The following is a 17,078-nucleotide window of genomic DNA, read 5'->3' as shown; positions in this document are numbered from 1 at the left end:
AGGGAGTCCCGCCCGTCTCAGTCTGCCCGGAGGTCAGTCCTTGTGGCCCGCGGAATCCGCAGAGTCCACGGCGTCGTCCGCCGAGTCGTCGGAGTCCTCGGAAGACTCCCGGAGCTCGACAACCTCGACGACCTCGGCAACCTCGTCCGTCCCGTCGACCTCGTCGTCGCCAAGCGCGTCGACGAACTCGACACCGTCCAGCTCGGCGAGCCGGTCGGACGCGTCGGTGCTGCCGTCCTTGTCGGACTCGATGACCTTGGCGAACCACTCGCGCGCTTCGTCCTCGCGGCCCGCATCCAACAGCGCGTCGGCGTACGCGTACCGCAGTCGCGCCGTCCAGGGCTGCACGGAGTTCGAGGCGAGCTCGGGGCTCTGCAGCGTGACGATGGCGGCATCGATCTGGTCCAGGTCGCGCCGGGCCCCGGCGGCCACGAGCCGCATCTCGACCTGACCGGCCTTGTCCAGCTTCTGCACCTCCGGCGCACCGGCCATCTCCAGCGCCTTCTCGGGACGGCCGAGCCCACGCTCGCAGTCCGCCATGACGGGCCACAGCTCGACGCTGCCGGTCATCCGCCGCGCGGCACGGAACTCGGCCAGCGCCTCGCTGTACTTCTGGTTCGCGTACGCGGCGAAGCCCGCTGCCTCACGCACGGCGGCGACCCTGGAGGCCAGCCGCAGCGCGATCCGCGAGTAGGCGTACGCCTGCTCGGGGTCCTCGTCGATGAGCTTGGCGACCATCACCAGGTTTCTGGCGACGTCCTCCGCGAGCCCCTTGGGAAGGCTCTGCAGCTCCTGCTGTACGTCCTTGTCGATCTCGTACCCGGTGACGTCGTCCGGGATGGGCAGCCGCTTGATGGGCTCGCGGTCACGGTCGTCACGACCGCGGTAGCCCCCGCGGTCGCCGTCACGCCGGTCATCACGGCGGTCGTCCCTGCGGTCGTCACGCCCACGGAACCCGCCGCCGCCACTGGGGCGCCCGCCCCGGTCGTCACGGCGCGGCCCACGCCCACGGTCGTCACGCCCGCGGTCGTCGCGACCCCGGAACCCGCCGCCACCGCCACGGTTGTCATCGCGGCCGCGGAAACCACCGCGGTCACCATCGCGACGGTCATCACGGCGATCGTCCCTGCGGTCATCGCGACGGTCGTCACGGCCGCGGAAACCACCGCGGTCACCATCGCGACGGTCATCGCGCCGATCGTCACGGCGGTCGTCGCTACGGAAGGCGGGACGGTCGCCGTCGCGGCGGAAGGTGGGACGGTCGCCGTCACGGCGGAAGCCACCGCGGTCGCCGCCGCGGTTGTCGTCACGGCGGTCATCGCGGCGGGGCCCGCTGGGACGGTCATCACGCCGGAACGGCGGACGCCCGCCGCCACCACGGCTGTCATCACGCCCGCGGTAGCCACCGCCACCGCCACCGCCACCGCCACGATTGTCATCGCGGCCACGGAACCCGCCGCCACGGTTGTCATCACGCCGGTCATCACGGCGATCGTCACGACGGTCATCACGGCCACGGAAACCACCACGGTCACCGTCACGCCGGTCGTCCCTGCGGTCATCGCGGCGGTCGTCACGGCGGTCGTCACGGCCGCGGAAACCGCCACCGCGGTTGTCGTCGCGGCCACGGAACCCACCGCGGTCCGGACGGTCCCCGCCCCGGCGGTCGTCGCTACGGAAGGCGGGGCGGTCGCCGTCACGGCGGAAGCCACCGCGGTCGCCGCCGCGGTTGTCGTCACGGCGGTCATCGCGGCGCGGCCCGCTGGGACGGTCATCACGCCGGAACGGCGGACGCCCGCCGCCACCACGGCTGTCATCACGCCCGCGGTAGCCACCGCCACCGCCACCGCCACCGCCACGATTGTCATCGCGGCCACGGAACCCGCCGCCACGGTTGTCATCACGCCGGTCATCACGGCGATCGTCACGACGGTCATCACGGCCACGGAAACCACCACGGTCACCGTCACGCCGGTCGTTGTCCCGGCGCGGAGCACCGCGGTATCCGCCCCGGTCGCCACCGTCCCGGCTGCGCTGGTCGCGCTCCGGTCGCTCGTCGGGAGAGTTGGTGGACATCGGTGACTCCTAGTCTTCGGTACCGCAGTCATTCTCGCGCAGCCGGGATGCCGGCGCGCTTCGACAAAAACAAAAGGACCCCTGGTCCCAGCGTGGACGCTGGGACCAGGGGTCCTCAAAAATTGTTCGGCGGCGTCCTACTCTCCCACAGGGTCCCCCCTGCAGTACCATCGGCGCTTTGAGGCTTAGCTTCCGGGTTCGGAATGTAACCGGGCGTTTCCCTCACGCTATGACCACCGAAACCCTATGAAATATCCAGCGAAATCGCCGGATCTCAAACAGGGCAGCGAACAAGCACACTCTTCAATTAGATAGTGACGCTGTTCAGCCGACACAACTGTTCGTTGTTTCAGAACAAACACAGTGGACGCGAGCGACTGAGGACAAGCCCTCGGCCTATTAGTACCAGTCACCTCCACCCGTTACCGGGCTTCCAGATCTGGCCTATCAACCCAGTCGTCTACTGGGAGCCTTAACCCCTCAAAGGGGGTGGGAATACTCATCTCGAAGCAGGCTTCCCGCTTAGATGCTTTCAGCGGTTATCCTTTCCGAACGTAGCCAACCAGCCATGCCCTTGGCAGGACAACTGGCACACCAGAGGTTCGTCCGTCCCGGTCCTCTCGTACTAGGGACAGCCCTTCTCAATATTCCTACGCGCACAGAGGATAGGGACCGAACTGTCTCACGACGTTCTAAACCCAGCTCGCGTACCGCTTTAATGGGCGAACAGCCCAACCCTTGGGACCGACTCCAGCCCCAGGATGCGACGAGCCGACATCGAGGTGCCAAACCATCCCGTCGATATGGACTCTTGGGGAAGATCAGCCTGTTATCCCCGGGGTACCTTTTATCCGTTGAGCGACGGCGCTTCCACAAGCCACCGCCGGATCACTAGTCCCGACTTTCGTCCCTGCTCGACCCGTCGGTCTCACAGTCAAGCTCCCTTGTGCACTTACACTCAACACCTGATTACCAACCAGGCTGAGGGAACCTTTGGGCGCCTCCGTTACTCTTTGGGAGGCAACCGCCCCAGTTAAACTACCCATCAGACACTGTCCCTGATCCGGATCACGGACCGAGGTTAGACATCCAGCACGACCAGAGTGGTATTTCAACGTTGACTCCACGAACACTGGCGTGCCCGCTTCAAAGTCTCCCACCTATCCTACACAAGCCGAACCGAACACCAATATCAAACTGTAGTAAAGGTCCCGGGGTCTTTCCGTCCTTCTGCGCGAAACGAGCATCTTTACTCGTAGTGCAATTTCACCGGGCCTATGGTTGAGACAGTCGAGAAGTCGTTACGCCATTCGTGCAGGTCGGAACTTACCCGACAAGGAATTTCGCTACCTTAGGATGGTTATAGTTACCACCGCCGTTTACTGGCGCTTAAGTTCTCAGCTTCGCACGCCCGAAAGCGCACTAACCGGTCCCCTTAACGTTCCAGCACCGGGCAGGCGTCAGTCCGTATACATCGCCTTACGGCTTCGCACGGACCTGTGTTTTTAGTAAACAGTCGCTTCTCGCTGGTCTCTGCGGCCACCCCCAGCTCAGACAGTAAATGTCATCACCGGTGATGGCCCCCCTTCTCCCGAAGTTACGGGGGCATTTTGCCGAGTTCCTTAACCATAGTTCACCCGAACGCCTCGGTATTCTCTACCTGACTACCTGAGTCGGTTTAGGGTACGGGCCGCCATGAAACTCGCTAGAGGCTTTTCTCGACAGCATAGGATCATCCACTTCACCACAATCGGCTCGGCATCAGGTCTCAGACTTCATGCAAGGCGGATTTGCCTACCTCACGTCCTACACCCTTACCCCGGGACAACCATCGCCCGGGCTGGACTACCTTCCTGCGTCACCCCATCACTCACCTACTACAAGTCTGGTCCGTCGGCTCCACCACTTCCCTCAACTCCGAAGAGATCGGGACGGCTTCACGGACTTAGCATCGCCTGATTCGATGTTTGACGCTTCACAGCGGGTACCGGAATATCAACCGGTTATCCATCGACTACGCCTGTCGGCCTCGCCTTAGGTCCCGACTTACCCTGGGCAGATCAGCTTGACCCAGGAACCCTTAGTCAATCGGCGCACACGTTTCTCACGTATGTATCGCTACTCATGCCTGCATTCTCACTCGTGAACCGTCCACCACTAGCTTCCGCTGCAGCTTCACCCGGCACACGACGCTCCCCTACCCATCACGATCCCCGTTGGGGGTATATATCGCAATGACACGACTTCGGCGGTACGCTTGAGCCCCGCTACATTGTCGGCGCGGAATCACTAGACCAGTGAGCTATTACGCACTCTTTCAAGGGTGGCTGCTTCTAAGCCAACCTCCTGGTTGTCTGTGCGACTCCACATCCTTTCCCACTTAGCGTACGCTTAGGGGCCTTAGTCGATGCTCTGGGCTGTTTCCCTCTCGACCATGGAGCTTATCCCCCACAGTCTCACTGCCGCGCTCTCACTTACCGGCATTCGGAGTTTGGCTAAGGTCAGTAACCCGGTAGGGCCCATCGCCTATCCAGTGCTCTACCTCCGGCAAGAAACACACGACGCTGCACCTAAATGCATTTCGGGGAGAACCAGCTATCACGGAGTTTGATTGGCCTTTCACCCCTAACCACAGGTCATCCCCCAGGTTTTCAACCCTGGTGGGTTCGGTCCTCCACGACCTCTTACAGCCGCTTCAACCTGCCCATGGCTAGATCACTCCGCTTCGGGTCTTGAGCGCGCTACTAAATCGCCCTATTCGGACTCGCTTTCGCTACGGCTTCCCCACACGGGTTAACCTCGCAACACACCGCAAACTCGCAGGCTCATTCTTCAAAAGGCACGCAGTCACGAGACACCAAGCAAGCTTGATGTCCGACGCTCCCACGGCTTGTAGGCACACGGTTTCAGGTACTATTTCACTCCGCTCCCGCGGTACTTTTCACCATTCCCTCACGGTACTATCCGCTATCGGTCACCAGGGAATATTTAGGCTTAACGGGTGGTCCCGCCAGATTCACACGGGATTTCTCGGGCCCCGTGCTACTTGGGTGTCTCTCAAACGAGCCGCTGATGTTTCGACTACGGGGGTCTTACCCTCTACGCCGGACCTTTCGCATGTCCTTCGTCTACATCAACGGTTTCTGACTCGTCTCACAGCCGGCAGACTGCAAAAGAGAGATCCCACAACCCCGTATGCGCAACCCCTGCCGGGTATCACACGCATACGGTTTGGCCTCATCCGGTTTCGCTCGCCACTACTCCCGGAATCACGGTTGTTTTCTCTTCCTGCGGGTACTGAGATGTTTCACTTCCCCGCGTTCCCTCCACACTGCCTATGTGTTCAGCAGCGGGTGACAGCCCATGACGACTGCCGGGTTTCCCCATTCGGAAACCCCCGGATCAAAGCCTGGTTGACGACTCCCCGGGGACTATCGTGGCCTCCCACGTCCTTCATCGGTTCCTGGTGCCAAGGCATCCACCGTGCGCCCTTAAAAACTTGGCCACAGATGCTCGCGTCCACTGTGCAGTTCTCAAACAACGACCAACCACCCGTCACACACCCTTACCAGGATGCTTCACCGGGGTCGGCATTGAGGTCGGGACAAACCCGTACCCTCAGATACCCAACAGCGTGCCCGACCCGACCCATCAACCTTCACGTTCCACGCCGAAGCAGTACTAGTGAAGCCAACCGATCGTGCCGAGTAGTCAACGTTCCACCCATGAGCAACCACCGTCGAACATTTGCCGACGTAGTGGCCTCTGGATTCCTTGCGGAATCTAGATGCTCCTTAGAAAGGAGGTGATCCAGCCGCACCTTCCGGTACGGCTACCTTGTTACGACTTCGTCCCAATCGCCAGTCCCACCTTCGACAGCTCCCTCCCACAAGGGGTTGGGCCACCGGCTTCGGGTGTTACCGACTTTCGTGACGTGACGGGCGGTGTGTACAAGGCCCGGGAACGTATTCACCGCAGCAATGCTGATCTGCGATTACTAGCAACTCCGACTTCATGGGGTCGAGTTGCAGACCCCAATCCGAACTGAGACAGGCTTTTTGAGATTCGCTCCGCCTCGCGGCTTCGCAGCTCATTGTACCTGCCATTGTAGCACGTGTGCAGCCCAAGACATAAGGGGCATGATGACTTGACGTCGTCCCCACCTTCCTCCGAGTTGACCCCGGCAGTCTCCTGTGAGTCCCCATCACCCCGAAGGGCATGCTGGCAACACAGAACAAGGGTTGCGCTCGTTGCGGGACTTAACCCAACATCTCACGACACGAGCTGACGACAGCCATGCACCACCTGTATACCGACCACAAGGGGGGCACCATCTCTGATGCTTTCCGGTATATGTCAAGCCTTGGTAAGGTTCTTCGCGTTGCGTCGAATTAAGCCACATGCTCCGCTGCTTGTGCGGGCCCCCGTCAATTCCTTTGAGTTTTAGCCTTGCGGCCGTACTCCCCAGGCGGGGAACTTAATGCGTTAGCTGCGGCACCGACGACGTGGAATGTCGCCAACACCTAGTTCCCACCGTTTACGGCGTGGACTACCAGGGTATCTAATCCTGTTCGCTCCCCACGCTTTCGCTCCTCAGCGTCAGTAATGGCCCAGAGATCCGCCTTCGCCACCGGTGTTCCTCCTGATATCTGCGCATTTCACCGCTACACCAGGAATTCCGATCTCCCCTACCACACTCTAGCCTGCCCGTATCGACTGCAGACCCGGGGTTAAGCCCCGGGCTTTCACAACCGACGTGACAAGCCGCCTACGAGCTCTTTACGCCCAATAATTCCGGACAACGCTTGCGCCCTACGTATTACCGCGGCTGCTGGCACGTAGTTAGCCGGCGCTTCTTCTGCAGGTACCGTCACTTTCGCTTCTTCCCTGCTGAAAGAGGTTTACAACCCGAAGGCCGTCATCCCTCACGCGGCGTCGCTGCATCAGGCTTTCGCCCATTGTGCAATATTCCCCACTGCTGCCTCCCGTAGGAGTCTGGGCCGTGTCTCAGTCCCAGTGTGGCCGGTCGCCCTCTCAGGCCGGCTACCCGTCGTCGCCTTGGTGAGCTTCTACCTCACCAACAAGCTGATAGGCCGCGGGCTCATCCTTCACCGCCGGAGCTTTCAACCCTCTCCCATGCGAGAGAAGGTATTATCCGGTATTAGACCCCGTTTCCAGGGCTTGTCCCAGAGTGAAGGGCAGATTGCCCACGTGTTACTCACCCGTTCGCCACTAATCCACCCCGAAGGGCTTCATCGTTCGACTTGCATGTGTTAAGCACGCCGCCAGCGTTCGTCCTGAGCCAGGATCAAACTCTCCGTGAATGTTTTCCCGTAATCGGGACGACACACACGAGAGCGGAACCAAGGAGAGGAATAATCTCCCGGTTCACAGCGTCCTCGCTGTGCTGCCTGCACGACCGAGGCCGTACAGGACTTTTTCAAAGGAACCTCAACTCACCGAAGTGAGTCGGGGTATCAACATATCTGGCGTTGACTTTTGGCACGCTGTTGAGTTCTCAAGGAACGGACGCTTCCTTTGTACTCACCCGCAGAACATTCTCTGGGGCTTTCCTCCGGGCGCTTCCCTTCGGTATTTCGTGTTTCCAACCTTACCAGATCCGTTTTCCGTTCCGTTTCCGGTTCGGATTTCATTTCCGGTGGCCGTTGGAGGGCCTTTGCCTTTCGGCGTGTTCACTACTTTAGCGGATTCCCTCCGCAACTCATAATCGAGTTCCGCGAGTTCGAATTTCGACATGCGAGCATGCGAAATAAGCCCCCGCCTAGGGGAAGTCGTAGGTAGTGGTTGGCCGCTTCCGGTGTCCGGCAGATTGCCGTGACCGGTTTAAGCGGCTCGGACTACATTACGGATGCCCCAAGGGCGCGTCAAGTTCGTCGGCGCCGGGGCGTATGGGCCCGATAAGGGCTCACCGTAGGGTCGTTGGCCGTCCAGAAGCGCCAGGGGTGGACACCGCCCTCCCCCGATACGCCCGTCCGGGGTCCGCTCCTGACCTGGTCGGGGTGGGTCGGGGTGCCGGACAGGACAGTGAAGGGGGAGCCCCGGCCGCCACAGGCGTCGCTGCCGTTGAGGCTCCGGTCCACGTCGAGGGCCGTGGCCAGGCGGGCGGGGCCTTTGGCCAGTTCCTTGTCGTTGCGGGCCGAGAGTCGACGTTTGCGGGCCAGTTCGGCGCCTTCGGTGATCTCTCCCGCGCGGAGCAGGACCGCGCTCGCCATCCCCGGTGGACCGCAGACCAGGTTCATGCAGTGCCACATGCCGTAGGTGAAGTAGACGTACACGTGTCCTGGCTCCTCGAACATCACGCCGTTGCGCGCGGTGCGACCGCGATAGGCGTGGGAGCCGGGGTCGACCTCCCCCGCGTACGCCTCCACCTCTGTCAGGCGGAGTTCGATCGGACCGTCCTGCGAGTCGCGCACGAGGATGCGGCCCAGCAGATCCGGGGCCACGTCCAGGACGGGCCGGTCGAAGAAGTCACGGGTCAGGGGCGTACGGTCAGGGGCCGCGATCATGGCGTACGAGCGTAGTGCACCTGGTCTTTGGGCACGGGTGGTCAGCGGTCCTTCCGATTGCCAGGGTGATGACACGGAACCGGGCACGGTCCCCTCGCGTTTGTACCGATCAAGGATTCAAGTCGAGACGAGCCACAGGCGGCGGCCTGGGGAGGAGAGTCATGGGTTTCAAGAAGCTGCTCGCGAGTCTGGGGGCCGGTGGTGCCTCGGTCGAGACCGTGCTGACCGAGGTCAACGTGGTGCCGGGCGGCGTGGTCCAGGGTGAGGTCAGGATCCAGGGCGGATCCGTGGACCAGGAGATCGAGGGGCTCTCCGTGGGCCTGCAGGCCCGGGTCGAGGTCGAGGGCAACGACCAGGAGACCAAGCAGGACATCGAGTTCACCAAGGTGCGGCTCGGTGGCGCCTTCACGCTGCGGGCCGGTCAGGTGCACGCGGTGCCGTTCGGCCTGGAGATCCCGTGGGAGACGCCGGTCACGAGCATCGACGGGCAGCAGCTGCGCGGCATGAACATCGGTGTGACCACCGAGCTGGAGATCGCGCGCGCCGTGGACTCGGGTGACCTCGACCCGATCAACGTGCACCCGCTGCCCGCGCAGCAGGCCCTCCTGGACGCCTTCATTCAGCTGGGCTTCCGCTTCAAGAGCGCGGACATGGAGCGCGGCCACATCCGCGGTACGCGGCAGAAGCTGCCGTTCTACCAGGAGATCGAGTTCTACCCGCCGCAGCAGTACCGCGGTCTCAACCAGGTCGAATTGAGCTTCGTCGCGGACGACCGCGAGATGGACGTCGTCCTGGAGATGGACAAGAAGCCGGGTCTGTTCAGCGAGGGCAGTGACTCGTTCCGTTCGTTCAAGGTCGGTCTGAACGACTTCCAGGGCACGGACTGGGCGGCGTACCTCAACGAGTGGCTGTCCCAGGTCGGCAGCAAGCGCAACTGGTTCTAGGCTCGGAGAGGATCAGCGAGGACCAGCAACCAACCAGGAGGTGCCGACGTGACCGAGCTCAAGAGGCCGCCGCTTCCCCATGACTTCCATCCGCCCGTGCCGTCGTTCACGGTCGTGAGCGAGGACTTCGAGCCGGGGGCGGTCCTTAAGGACGCTCACGTCTACGCGGCCGGGAACACCTCGCCGCAGCTGCGGTGGGAGGGCTTCCCGCCGGAGACCAAGAGCTTCGCCGTGACGTGCTTCGACCCGGACGCCCCTACGGGGAGCGGGTTCTGGCACTGGACCGTCTTCGACATCCCGGTGTCGGTGACGGAGCTGCCCGGTGGCGCGGGCAGCGGCAAGTTCGAGGGGCTGCCCGCGGGCGCGGTGCAGGTGCGCAACGACTACGGGACGAAGGACTTCGGGGGCGCCGCCCCGCCGCCCGGGGATCCGGCCCACCGCTATGTGTTCACCGTGTACGCGGTGGACCAGGAGAAGCTGGGTCCGGACTCGGACGCCTCGCCCGCGGTCGTGGGGTTCAACCTCCGGTTCCACACGCTGGCCCGTGCGCAGGTGCTCGCGGAGTACGCGGCCCCCGCGGAGAACTGAGCGTTCATCGGTTGTTTGCCCGTCTCTGGTCATGGAAGTGATCAGAGACGGGCATTTTTTATTGCGTTGTCCATCCCGGCGTGCCCGGCCAGAGTTGATCCCAGCCCGCCAGGCGGTGGGCCGGTGTGCATACGGGAGGTGGGCAGGTTGATGCGGGACACGCTGGTGCTGAACGCGAGCTTCGAGCCGCTCTCGACGGTGTCGCTCAACCGAGCCGTCGTTCTGGTGCTCCAGGACAAGGCCGTGGTCGAGCACGCCCACCCCGGACTGCGTGTGCGCGCGGCGGCGGTCGACATACCCGTGCCCCGGGTGATCAGGCTCTGCAGGTATGTGCGCGTGCCGTTCCGAAGACAAGCCCCGTGGTCGAGGCGGGGTGTGCTGGTCAGGGACCAGCACCGGTGCGCGTACTGCGGCAGGCGCGCGTCGACGGTCGACCACGTGGTGCCGCGCTCGCGCGGTGGCGCGGACTCCTGGCTGAACACGGTCGCTTCGTGCGCGATGGACAATCACCGCAAAGCGGACCGGACTCCGGAGCAGGCCGGGATGCCGTTGCTACGGCAGCCGTTCGAGCCGACCCCCGCGGATGCGATGTTGCTGGCGCTCGGCCGAGACGAACTGGCCTCGTTGCCCGAGTGGCTGGCGCAGCCTGCGGCGTAGTGGCCCTGGCGCCCTGGCGAGAACGGCCCGCGGTGAGACATCACCGCGGGCCGTTTTGGGCTGATCGCGCCCACGCGGCGGAGCCGCACATGTCACAGCCCCGCGCCCCTCACGGGGCGCCTGACATCAGTCGATCGTCGGCTGTTCCCTGCGCTCCTTGCCGGAGGCGCCGCCGCCGCCCGAACCGCCGCCCATCGGGCCGAAGTTGCCGAGTGCGCCGCCCAGGCCCTTGAGGGCGTCGCCGATCTCGCTGGGCACGATCCAGAGCTTGTTCGCGTCGCCCTCGGCGATCTTCGGGAGCATCTGGAGGTACTGGTAGGAGAGGAGCTTCTGGTCCGGGTCTCCGGCGTGGATGGACTCGAAGACCGTACGGATCGCCTGGGCCTCGCCCTCAGCGCGCAGCGCCGCGGCCTTGGCCTCACCTTCGGCGCGCAGGATCGCGGACTGCTTCTCACCCTCGGCGCGCAGGATCTCCGACTGTCGTACACCTTCGGCCTGGAGGATCGCGGCGCGCTTGTCACGGTCGGCGCGCATCTGCTTCTCCATCGAGTCCTGGATGGAGGTCGGCGGCTCGATCGCCTTGAGCTCGACGCGGTTGACGCGGATGCCCCACTTGCCGGTGGCCTCGTCGAGGACGCCGCGCAGGGCCGCGTTGATCTCCTCGCGGGATGTCAGGGTCCGCTCCAGGTCCATGCCACCGATGATGTTGCGCAGGGTGGTGACGGTGAGCTGCTCGATCGCCTGGATGTAGCTGGCGACCTCGTACGTCGCGGCTCGTGCGTCGGTCACCTGGTAATAGATGACGGTGTCGATGTTGACCACCAGGTTGTCCTGGGTGATCACCGGCTGCGGCGGGAACGGGACGACCTGTTCACGCAGGTCGATGCGGTTGCGGATCGAGTCGATGAACGGGACGACGATGTTCAGTCCCGCGTTCAGCGTGCGGGTGTAGCGCCCGAAGCGCTCGACGATGGCGGCGCTGGCCTGCGGGATGACCTGGATGGTCTTGATCAGGGCGATGAAGACCAGCACCACCAGAATGATCAGGACGATGACGATTGGCCCCATCGGACTCCCCGTACCCTTCGTGCCTCGGTGTTCCCGGAACGATCCCGCGTCGTCGGCGAAGATCTTGCTGGTCGAGTCTGTCAGACCGGCGCACCGTCCGTGGCGCAATCACATGACGATCGCCGTCGCTCCGTCGATCTCGACGACGTCGACCTCCTGACCTGCCTCGTAGGCCTGGTCCGCGTCCAGTGCGCGGGCCGACCAGATCTCGCCCGCCAGCTTGATGCGTCCGCCCGCGCCGTCGACCCGTTCCAGGACGACGGCCTGTCGGCCCTTCAGCGCCTCGACTCCGGAGACCAGTTCGGGACGCTGGGCGCGGTGCCTCGCGGCGACCGGGCGGACGACGCCGATGAGCGCGACGGAGACCGCGGCGAAGACCACGACCTGGAGGACCATGTCTCCGCCGAGGCCCGCGGTCACGGCGCCCGCGACGGCGCCCACCGCCAGCATGCCGAGCTCGGGCATGGCGGTCAGTACGAGCGGGATTCCGAGCGCGGCGGCGCCGACCAGCCACCACACCCATGCGTCGATGTCCACATGGTCATGGTAGGACCGCAGGTCCGTCGGGGACAGGGCGCGGCTCAGCTGAGCGGGAGCCCCGTGGCCGTCCAGCGGTCGTTGCGCTGCTCGACGACCAGCGGGAGGCCGAAGCAGAGGGAGAGGTTGCGCGAGGTCAGTTCGAGCTCCAGCGGGCCCGCCGCCATGACCTTGCCCTGGCGGATCATGAGCACGTGCGTGAAGCCGGGCGCGATCTCCTCGACGTGGTGCGTGACCATGATCATCGAGGGTGCGATCGGGTCGCGGGCGAGGCGGCCGAGGCGTCGTACGAGGTCTTCGCGGCCGCCGAGGTCGAGGCCCGCGGCGGGCTCGTCGAGGAGCAGCAGCTCGGGGTCGGTCATCAGGGCGCGGGCGATCAGGGTGCGCTTGCGCTCGCCCTCGGAGAGGGTGCCGAACCTGCGGTCCAGGTAGTCGCTCATGCCGAGGCGGTCGAGGAAGGCGCGGGCGCGCTGCTCGTCCACGTCCTCGTAGTCCTCGTGCCAGCCGGCGGTCATGCCGTACGCGGCGGTGAGGACCGTCTGCAGGACGGTCTGGCGCTTGGGGAGCTTCTCGGCCATCGCGATGCCGGCGACGCCGATGCGCGGGCGCAGCTCGAAGACGTCGGTGCCGGGCTTGCCGAGGGTCTCGCCGAGGATGGTGGCGGTTCCGGTGCTCGGGAAGAGGTAGCTGGAGGCGACGTTCAGGAGGGTGGTCTTGCCCGCGCCGTTCGGGCCGAGGATGACCCAGCGCTCGCCTTCCTTGACCGACCAGGAGACCTGGTCCACCAGAGCCCGGCCCTCGCGGACCACAGATACGTCCTCAAGCTCCAGTACATCGCTCATGAGCGCGCTGTCTCCCATTGCAGTCTCGGTCGTCGCTCGCGCCTGTGGACGCGGCCCCCGGATAAAACCTACGCCACCGGCCGACCGTTCCTGTCGTGAGGCCGGTCCTTAGGCTGTGTGCATGCTCTCGGAACCACGCTCAGGACGCCTGGCCGCATGGGGAAATGCCCTGTTGGCCGGACTTGTTTCACCGGATGACGCGGTGCTCGCCATGGTCGGCGAGGACGCGCTGCACCGGGTCGAAGGACTTCCCGGGGAGTCGGGCCCGGTCGGACTCACGCTCGCGATGGGCCGCCTTCGGGGGCTCGGAGTGAGGGGCCTTCGGGTGGCGCTGCCCGCGCCCGGGCATCCGCTCGGGCTGAGCGGCCCGCCCGAGTTCAACGCGCGGGCCCTCGACGCGGAGGAGGCCGTGGTCGCGTTCGGCGCGCCGTACGGCCTGGTGCCCGAGGTGTACGAGGCCGGTCCCGACGGCGACGTGCACGTCGAGGTCGTCTGGCACTGTCTGCCGGTGCGCGAGGCGCCGCCCGCCGACGTGCCCTCGCTCGGCGAGGCGGAGCGCGAGCTCGCGGAGGCGCTGCGGGAGGCGACCGAGGTCCTCTCCAGGCTCGACGTCGCCGGGTCGGGTCCGGTCGCCGAGGCGGCCCTCGACGCGTACCGGGCGCGTGCCGAGCGGGGCCGCGAGGTGCTCGCGCCCGGGTATCCGCCGCGTGCGGTACGGGTGTTGGAGCTGGCGCAGCGGGTCGGGCTGCTGGTTTCCCTGGCGTACGACCACGGGCACGGCGGGGCCGTGAGCGCCTCGGAGATGGCCGCGCGGGGGCAGGCGCTGCGTCCGGTGGAGCGGACGGCCCGGCGGGCCCAGGTGGCCGCCTACAACGCGTACGTGGAGGAGCGGGAGCGGCACTGAGGCCGGGCGTGCGGCACTGCGTCCCGGCACGGCGAAGGCCCCGGGACCGTGTGGTCCGCGGGGCCTCGTGTGCCGGTGGGGCGGTGCGTCAGTCGTTGACGGCCTGGTTGCCGAAGACCGGGTTGAGCACACCGATCACGTTGACGCTGTCGCCGCTCACGTTGACGGGGACGTGCACCGGGACCTCGGCGTGGTTGCCGGAGCCGACGCCCGGGGACTGGGTGGCCGCGCCGTTGGCGTCCGCGTCGGCGAACGCGGCACCGGCGGAGCCGCCCGCGGCGATACCGGCGACGGCGACGGCCAGGGCGGCCTTCTTGGCGATGTTCATGGGAAGTGTTCCTCCTGCGGAAAATGTCGTACGCGACCCCAGCCGTGGGGTCGCACGCTGGGAAACGCCTTGGGCCGTCCGGATGACACGGGGCGCCGGAGCGATGCCCTCATTTGGATCAATCAGCGTGCGAACAGCGGAACTTGAGGGCGCCTGACGCGTTAGGCGGCCCTTGCGAGAGCAACCCTCCACAACGCCGGACCGGCCCCCCGGGAACGTGCTCCGGGGGGCCGGTGGTCACCGCTGGGACGTGCGTCAGCTGTTGACGCCGTCGTTCGCGAAGGCCGGGTTGAGGGCGCCGATGACGGACACGGTGTTGCCGACCGCGTTCACGGGGACGTGCACCGGGGCCTGAACCAGGTTGCCCGAGCCGACGCCCGGCGACTTCACGGCCTCGCCGTTCGCGTGGGCACCGCCGCTCGTGGCGGACGCCATACCGGCACCGGCGGCGACGAGGCCACCCGCTACGAGCGTGACGGCCGCGGCCTTCTTCAGGTTCTTCACTTCAGGATCCTCCTAGCGACTGCCACGACCAGCCGCCGCGGCACGCACTGAAGAACGGCCGTGCGCCGCGCAGGATGCGCCATTTGGGGGACACTCACACGACGGTATGAATCCCCTCCCCGGAACGAGACGGTCCGCTCTGACCGTCCCGCTGCCCGTCCCGTGGTCGCCCCAGTGCCCTTGCGACGGCTCTGATCAGCCCGTAACCCCGTGCCGCACCGCCCACAGGGCGGCCTGGGTCCGGTCGGCGAGGTCCAGTTTCATCAGGATGTTCGAGACGTGGGTCTTGACGGTCTTCTCGGAGAGGACGAGGGCGCGGGCGATCTCGCGGTTCGAGCGGCCGTCGGCGATCAGTCCGAGGACCTCGCGCTCGCGCTCGGTGAGCGAACCGCCCCTGCCCTGGGAGCCGTTGGCCTCCTCCTGGGTGAGCAGCGCGCCCGCCACCTCGGGCTGGAGCAGCACGTGCCCCGCGTGCACCGAGCGGATGGCGCCCGCGAGGGCGTCCGGGTCGACGTCCTTGTAGACGTATCCCGCGGCGCCCGCGCGCAGGGCGGGGACGACCGTGCGCTGCTCGGTGAAGCTGGTGACGATGAGCACGCGCGCGGGGTTGGCCAGTTCGCGGAGCTTGCGCAGCGCCTCGACGCCGTCCATGCCGGGCATCTTGACGTCCATCAGGACGACGTCCGGCTTCAACTCCTCGGCCTGCGCCACTCCTTCGGCGCCGTCCGACGCCTCGCCGACGACCTCGATGTCGTCCTGGACCTCCAGGAACGTACGCAGACCGCGGCGGACCACCTGGTGGTCGTCGACCAGCAGTACCCGGATTCCGGCCTTCGAGTTCTGCGCGGTGTCAGCCACCGGGGACCTCCATCTCGATCGTCGTGCCCTTGCCGGGCGCCGATTCCACGGTCAGCTGTCCGCCGACCCCGTCGGCCCTGTCCCGCATGGAGACCAGGCCCAAGTGACGTCCCGCGCGCCGTATGGCATGCGGGTCGAAGCCGCCGCCGTCGTCGATGACGCGCAGGACCGCTCCGGCGCCGCGCTTCTCCAGGACCACCGCTACGTGCCCGGCCTCGGAGTGGCGCAGCGCGTTGTGCAGGGCCTCCTGGGCGACCCGGAGCATGGCTTCCTCCTGGGAGGCGGGCAGGGCCCGTACGCCGTTGCTCTCGAAGGTGACCCGGGCGGAGTGCGCGCGGTGCAGCACCTGGGTGTGCGTACGCAACGTGGCCACCAGGCCGTCCTCGTCCAGGGCCGCGGGGCGCAACTCCACGACGGCCGCGCGCAGTTCGTCAGCCGCCTCGGCCGCGAGCGCCGCGACCTGCTGCAGTTCGCCCTTGGCCCGCGACGGGTCGCGGTCCACCAGGGCGGCCGCGGCCTGGGCCGTCAGGCGCAGCGAGAAGAGCTTCTGGCTGACGGCGTCGTGCAGTTCATGGGCCAGGCGCGAGCGCTCCTCGGCGATGGTCAGTTCGCGGCTGCGCTCGTACAGGCGGGCGTTGGTGAGGGCGATCGCCGCGTGCTGGGCGAGGATGGAGAGCAGGTCCTCGTCGTCCTCGGTGAAGCCGCAGCCGCCCTGCGGCTTGGCGCACTTCTTGTTGGCGAGGAAGAGCGCGCCGAGGGTCTCGTCCCCGTAGCGGATCGGCAGGCCGAGGAAGTCGGACATGTCCGGGTGCGCGGCGGGCCAGCCCTCGAAGCGCGGGTCCTGGCGCACGTCGGCAAGGCGCTCGGGCTCCGCCTTCCGCAGCATCGCGGCGAGGATGCCGTGCTGGCGGGGCAGCGGCCCGATCGCCTTCCACTGCTCGTCGCTCACGCCGTCGACGACGAACTGGGCGAACCCTCCGTGGTCGTCGGGGACCCCCAGGGCCGCGTACTCGGCGTCGAGCAGCTCGCGGGCCGAGGCGACGATCGTCTTGAGGACGTCGCGCACCTCAAGATGCCTGCTCATGGCCAGCAGCGCGGCGCTCACCGCGGTCAGCCCTGATCGGGGTCCTTGACTCATGGCCACACCGTACCGGCGGGGTGTGACGCTGCGTATCGGACCTGTGGTGGCCCCCGCCTAGGGCCCGGGGCCTAGGCCCATGGGCCCGGCCTAGTCCGAAGGGCCCC

At 65.9% G+C, this 17,078-nt stretch carries 14 protein-coding genes and 3 rRNA genes; 4 read left to right on the top strand and 13 right to left on the bottom strand.

Translation table 11 applies throughout. From position 1 onward, the window contains the following. Positions 1 to 33: 33 nt before the first annotated feature. The 6 genes from CP970_RS45190 to CP970_RS34070 all read right to left on the bottom strand — a co-directional run bounded on the left by CP970_RS45190 (position 34) and on the right by CP970_RS34070 (position 8,603). Positions 34 to 846: a tetratricopeptide repeat protein gene (locus CP970_RS45190; protein ID WP_224059354.1), complete on the bottom strand. Its 813-nt coding sequence runs from the start codon at positions 844 to 846 to the stop codon at positions 34 to 36. Then, the gene (locus tag CP970_RS45185) at positions 738 to 1,970 is read right to left on the bottom strand and encodes a hypothetical protein (RefSeq protein WP_224059408.1); all 1,233 of its coding nucleotides are present in this window, start codon (positions 1,968 to 1,970) and stop codon (positions 738 to 740) included. Before CP970_RS45185 ends, CP970_RS45190 begins: the two co-directional genes overlap by 109 nt. Before the next feature lie 230 nt (positions 1,971 to 2,200). Further along, a 5S ribosomal RNA gene (gene rrf, locus CP970_RS34085) occupies positions 2,201 to 2,317 on the bottom strand. Between the two features lie 138 nt (positions 2,318 to 2,455). Continuing rightward, a 23S ribosomal RNA gene (locus CP970_RS34080) occupies positions 2,456 to 5,581 on the bottom strand. 293 nt (positions 5,582 to 5,874) lie between these two features. Continuing rightward, positions 5,875 to 7,400: ribosomal RNA gene (locus CP970_RS34075) — 16S ribosomal RNA — on the bottom strand. The 16S, 23S and 5S rRNA genes sit together here, the layout of an rRNA operon. 561 nt (positions 7,401 to 7,961) lie before the next feature. After that, positions 7,962 to 8,603 carry a DNA-3-methyladenine glycosylase gene (locus CP970_RS34070; protein WP_055544724.1) on the bottom strand — a complete coding sequence of 214 codons (642 nt, stop codon included), beginning with the start codon at positions 8,601 to 8,603 and terminating at the stop codon, positions 7,962 to 7,964. A 161-nt stretch (positions 8,604 to 8,764) separates the two neighbouring features. Here CP970_RS34070 and CP970_RS34065 point away from each other — a divergent pair, with 161 nt between their 5' ends. The 3 genes from CP970_RS34065 to CP970_RS34055 all read left to right on the top strand — a co-directional run bounded on the left by CP970_RS34065 (position 8,765) and on the right by CP970_RS34055 (position 10,792). Next, positions 8,765 to 9,547 carry a sporulation protein gene (locus tag CP970_RS34065; RefSeq protein ID WP_055544723.1) on the top strand — a complete coding sequence of 261 codons (783 nt, stop codon included), beginning with the start codon at positions 8,765 to 8,767 and terminating at the stop codon, positions 9,545 to 9,547. A 48-nt stretch (positions 9,548 to 9,595) separates the two neighbouring features. Continuing rightward, positions 9,596 to 10,135, top strand: a complete 540-nt coding sequence (locus CP970_RS34060; protein ID WP_055544722.1) for a YbhB/YbcL family Raf kinase inhibitor-like protein — start codon at positions 9,596 to 9,598, stop codon at positions 10,133 to 10,135. A 150-nt stretch (positions 10,136 to 10,285) separates the two neighbouring features. Continuing rightward, on the top strand, positions 10,286 to 10,792 hold the full coding sequence (locus CP970_RS34055) for an HNH endonuclease (protein WP_055544721.1): 507 nt from the start codon (positions 10,286 to 10,288) through the stop codon (positions 10,790 to 10,792). Positions 10,793 to 10,918: 126 nt separating this feature from the next. On the opposite strand, the gene CP970_RS34050 is transcribed toward CP970_RS34055, so the two are convergent. The 3 genes from CP970_RS34050 to CP970_RS34040 form a co-directional block, all read right to left on the bottom strand. Continuing rightward, positions 10,919 to 11,860 carry an SPFH domain-containing protein gene (locus CP970_RS34050; RefSeq protein ID WP_055544729.1) on the bottom strand — a complete coding sequence of 314 codons (942 nt, stop codon included), beginning with the start codon at positions 11,858 to 11,860 and terminating at the stop codon, positions 10,919 to 10,921. Positions 11,861 to 11,968: 108 nt separating this feature from the next. After that, positions 11,969 to 12,397: an NfeD family protein gene (locus CP970_RS34045; protein ID WP_055544720.1), complete on the bottom strand. Its 429-nt coding sequence runs from the start codon at positions 12,395 to 12,397 to the stop codon at positions 11,969 to 11,971. A gap of 44 nt (positions 12,398 to 12,441) precedes the next feature. Then, complete coding sequence (locus tag CP970_RS34040; protein ID WP_055544728.1) at positions 12,442 to 13,239, bottom strand: ABC transporter ATP-binding protein; 798 nt, start codon at positions 13,237 to 13,239, stop codon at positions 12,442 to 12,444. A 121-nt stretch (positions 13,240 to 13,360) separates the two neighbouring features. Here CP970_RS34040 and CP970_RS34035 point away from each other — a divergent pair, with 121 nt between their 5' ends. After that, positions 13,361 to 14,143 (top strand): hypothetical protein, encoded by a 783-nt coding sequence (locus CP970_RS34035; RefSeq protein ID WP_079043251.1) that lies wholly within the window; start codon positions 13,361 to 13,363, stop codon positions 14,141 to 14,143. Positions 14,144 to 14,231: 88 nt separating this feature from the next. On the opposite strand, the gene CP970_RS34030 is transcribed toward CP970_RS34035, so the two are convergent. From CP970_RS34030 to CP970_RS34015, 4 genes are all read right to left on the bottom strand, one after another. Beyond that, positions 14,232 to 14,471: a chaplin gene (locus CP970_RS34030; protein WP_055544718.1), complete on the bottom strand. Its 240-nt coding sequence runs from the start codon at positions 14,469 to 14,471 to the stop codon at positions 14,232 to 14,234. A gap of 255 nt (positions 14,472 to 14,726) precedes the next feature. Further along, positions 14,727 to 14,975: a chaplin gene (locus CP970_RS34025; RefSeq protein WP_055544717.1), complete on the bottom strand. Its 249-nt coding sequence runs from the start codon at positions 14,973 to 14,975 to the stop codon at positions 14,727 to 14,729. 195 nt (positions 14,976 to 15,170) lie between these two features. Further along, the gene (locus CP970_RS34020; RefSeq protein ID WP_224058876.1) at positions 15,171 to 15,833 is read right to left on the bottom strand and encodes a response regulator; all 663 of its coding nucleotides are present in this window, start codon (positions 15,831 to 15,833) and stop codon (positions 15,171 to 15,173) included. After that, positions 15,826 to 16,971: a GAF domain-containing sensor histidine kinase gene (locus tag CP970_RS34015; protein ID WP_055544716.1), complete on the bottom strand. Its 1,146-nt coding sequence runs from the start codon at positions 16,969 to 16,971 to the stop codon at positions 15,826 to 15,828. The genes CP970_RS34020 and CP970_RS34015 overlap by 8 nt, the downstream gene beginning before the upstream one ends. Positions 16,972 to 17,078: the final 107 nt, after the last annotated feature.

The organism is Streptomyces kanamyceticus, assembly GCF_008704495.1.
Classification (GTDB): Bacteria; Actinomycetota; Actinomycetes; order Streptomycetales; family Streptomycetaceae; genus Streptomyces; species Streptomyces kanamyceticus.
This window is presented reverse-complemented; position numbering and strand designations above follow the sequence as displayed.

What these genes read in the sequence shown, in the direction of transcription:
- CP970_RS34070 (WP_055544724.1), bottom strand. Translation starts at nt 8,603, where the DNA reads ATGATCGCGGCCCCTGACCGTACGCCCCTGACCCGTGACTTCTTCGAC.
- CP970_RS34065 (WP_055544723.1), top strand. Translation starts at nt 8,765, where the DNA reads ATGGGTTTCAAGAAGCTGCTCGCGAGTCTGGGGGCCGGTGGTGCCTCG.
- CP970_RS34055 (WP_055544721.1), top strand. Translation starts at nt 10,286, where the DNA reads ATGCGGGACACGCTGGTGCTGAACGCGAGCTTCGAGCCGCTCTCGACG.
- CP970_RS34050 (WP_055544729.1), bottom strand. Translation starts at nt 11,860, where the DNA reads ATGGGGCCAATCGTCATCGTCCTGATCATTCTGGTGGTGCTGGTCTTC.
- CP970_RS34040 (WP_055544728.1), bottom strand. Translation starts at nt 13,239, where the DNA reads ATGAGCGATGTACTGGAGCTTGAGGACGTATCTGTGGTCCGCGAGGGC.
- CP970_RS34035 (WP_079043251.1), top strand. Translation starts at nt 13,361, where the DNA reads ATGCTCTCGGAACCACGCTCAGGACGCCTGGCCGCATGGGGAAATGCC.
- CP970_RS34030 (WP_055544718.1), bottom strand. Translation starts at nt 14,471, where the DNA reads ATGAACATCGCCAAGAAGGCCGCCCTGGCCGTCGCCGTCGCCGGTATC.
- CP970_RS34015 (WP_055544716.1), bottom strand. Translation starts at nt 16,971, where the DNA reads ATGAGTCAAGGACCCCGATCAGGGCTGACCGCGGTGAGCGCCGCGCTG.